Source organism: Nostoc sp. UCD121 (assembly GCF_014222285.1).
Classification (GTDB): domain Bacteria; phylum Cyanobacteriota; class Cyanobacteriia; order Cyanobacteriales; family Nostocaceae; genus Nostoc.
Map to the genome: position 1 here is coordinate 1 of NZ_JACKZS010000405.1, position 2,812 is coordinate 2,812.

A 2,812-nucleotide genomic window follows, 5' to 3' on the forward strand; every position below is an offset into this window, starting at 1 on the left:
GAATAAAACTAGGCAAAGTTTAGCGTATTACAAAATATAATTGCATCTGTGATGCAATCATATACTTGAATTGTGATTCTATTCAAATCACTCAGCAATAAAATTTAATTTATCTTAAATAAAATATATTTTTTCGTATAGAGATAAAGCCATAATAAAATTTTTTAGGGTAATCATATACTAATAAGCTAGTATATGACCCACAAGTAACGCATAGATTGGTTCCCCCTCCAACTTGGTTACGATTTTTAGCGATCGTTGTATTAGACATCTCCAAAAACTATCAAGGCTTTGCTTTGACTCAATACCTCCGCCAAAAAAAAGAGTATGAACAGAGATATCTGAGGTAGTAGAGTTATTGTTTCTCACAATGACAACTCAAAAACTACTCTTCAGCCCATGCTCGATATCCTATCACTGTATCAACTCTTAGATTTTCGTCTCCTTGATCTCGACTCTGGCATTATTGTAAACTTACAAGAAAAATATCATTTACGTTCTTCCATATCGAAAGCGCGTCGGAAAAGTGACTTCATCAGACTAGGAGATAAATGATAAATTGCTTGCCAAAAGTTTGTTGTACCTACCATGACATCAGAACGCTGATTCTTTAATGCTTTCCAAATTGATTTTGCTACATCTTCAGGCTTTTCTAGTACAGGAGCTTTAATTGCTTTACCTACCAACTCAGAACGCGCCTGAGCAGTTTCTTCGTCTTTACCGCGAAATATTGCTCGCTCCATCAGTTGAGTACTGATAAAACTAGGATAAATTCCGCTAACATGAATGCCTTTAGGTGATAACTCTGCATGTAGTGATTTTGTCAACCCAGTTATGGCGTACTTAGTGGTTGTGTAAGGAATGTGATAAGGAATCGGTTCTATACCACCAATAGAACTGACGTTAACAATGGTTCCTTTGCGACGTTCTAAGAAATGGGGCAGGATGGCATTAATAGTATGGATGTAGCCCCACAAATTAGTATCAATTATCTGATGCCAATCATCTAAGCTAAAATCCTCAACGGGCCCTAAGCAAAAGATACCTGCATTATTAATTAATACGTCTATGTTACCAAAATGATCTATTCCCTTCTGGATCAGATTGTTTACTTGTAAAGGATCTTTCACATCGCAAGAAATAGCGATCGCTTCTTGTCCAAGTTCCCGTATCTGTGCAGCAGTAGCTTCTAAACGGTCAAATTGACGAGCTGCCAACACAACATTATAGTTGTGATGGGCAAATAATAATGCTGTAGCTTTGCCAATTCCTTGCGATGCGCCTGTAATAATTACTGTATTTGTCATAATTAATTTGCTTTTTCTTGTGCGTCTTAGAGGTTGTTTTAAAAATGGTACTTGAGGTAGCCAAAACTTGAAATCCTCTTGCATTGTTAATGCGTTGGCGTGGCGGCCTTGTTAAGTTTTACCTAAAACAAATTATGGTCTGTAGGCGAAGAAGCTAACAAAAATTACTAAAAATAAGAGTATGCCAATAGTTCCCCATCTATTTTTTTGAGGCTCCACTTTCGGAGGATTGGAATCGATAGCGATCGCTGGGTCAGTTTTCATAGTAAATTTGATGTCACGAATGAAACACTTTATCCGGTGCTGATTGAGTAAACCACTCCATAGCTGTTTTGGCGATCGCAGTCGGAACTGTGTGCAACCCGTTGAATTCACGGTATTCTAGGTCATAGCCTGCTTGTTTTAACTGCTGCACAATCCGGCGGCGGCACCGTTCTATCGGTAACACCGTATCGAACTTCCCATGAGAGATGAACAGACGCGGTTTCCCGGATTGTCTAGCAGGAGCCATGAATCCGGGTGAAAAACCAATAATGTGGTTAAACAGATCGCCATTGGTAATGCCAACCGAAAGGGCGTAGGAAGCACCATCTGAGAAACCAGCGATCGCTACTTGGTTCGGAGCGATCGCATAATGATTGAAAGTTTGTGCTAATGCCCGATCGATAAAAGCAATATCAGGACCATAGCCACCCCGAATAATGTCCCAAGTTTTTTGGCGTGAGTCTACTGCCAACAGAATTGTCCCAAAGCGAATTGCCAGATGATGGAGGATTTTTATAGCACCCTCTGCATCGCCTCCAGCTCCATGCAATATCAACACCAGGGAAGCGGGCTGATCTGCTCGATAGGTTTCAGGTACATAGACAAAACCATCTCGCTGCCCATCTAGCCCTAGTGGGTGTAATCCGGCCAAAGCGGTTGTTGTGGGGTGAGTTGGACGGGACAACAATCGCCCTTCAGTAGCTCTAGAATCAACTTGCTTTGAGCTTTCCATAACTAATAAGTTCCGATTTTGGCAATTGGATAGTTGAGAGGCAGCGAGTGGTAAAATCATTCCTGGTAGCCCGAACTGGAGTAGTTGCCGTCGTGTCCAGTCAGGGGGATTGTTGTTTTGTGTCACTGCGATCGCCTCAATTAGCATTAACTGACACTACAATGGGGGATTTAAAACGAACCGCAGAGGCACAGAGAACACAGAGAGAAAGATTCTAAAACTTTGCTGGGTTTAGGCTAATAAAATCAAGTTCTTTTCTTCCTCTGCTTCCCCTGCTCGATAACTGCCTGTTTTCACGTCGAGTAGTAGGTGTTTATAGCATAGCTAGCTAATACTGCCACTCCCAAGGTGAAGATTATACCCCACTTTATACTGGGATAGGTTTCTAATATGGATATCATTAGAATTCATAATTATGTATTAACTATATGTACTGATTTATTAAAAGTGTTAGTTGGTGATTTTTATAATATATATTTTATGATTTATAGTTAACTCTATCTTTAGT

At 40.1% G+C, this 2,812-nt stretch carries 3 protein-coding genes; all 3 read right to left on the reverse strand.

The window, feature by feature from the left end:
- Window positions 1-488 precede the first annotated feature (488 nt).
- Window positions 489-1,307 carry an SDR family oxidoreductase gene (locus tag GNF10_RS36255; protein ID WP_185583705.1) on the reverse strand — a complete coding sequence of 273 codons (819 nt, stop codon included), beginning with the start codon at window positions 1,305-1,307 and terminating at the stop codon, window positions 489-491.
- A gap of 132 nt (window positions 1,308-1,439) precedes the next feature.
- Complete coding sequence (locus GNF10_RS39160) at window positions 1,440-1,571, reverse strand: hypothetical protein (RefSeq protein WP_260446214.1); 132 nt, start codon at window positions 1,569-1,571, stop codon at window positions 1,440-1,442.
- Between the two features lie 13 nt (window positions 1,572-1,584).
- On the reverse strand, window positions 1,585-2,430 hold the full coding sequence (locus GNF10_RS36260) for a phospholipase (protein ID WP_311774268.1): 846 nt from the start codon (window positions 2,428-2,430) through the stop codon (window positions 1,585-1,587).
- Between the last annotated feature and the right edge of the window lie 382 nt (window positions 2,431-2,812).

Coding starts and splice junctions, on each gene's coding strand:
- GNF10_RS39160 (WP_260446214.1), bottom strand. CDS start 1,571: ATGAAAACTGACCCAGCGATCGCTATCGATTCCAATCCTCCGAAAGTG.
- GNF10_RS36255 (WP_185583705.1), bottom strand. CDS start 1,307: ATGACAAATACAGTAATTATTACAGGCGCATCGCAAGGAATTGGCAAA.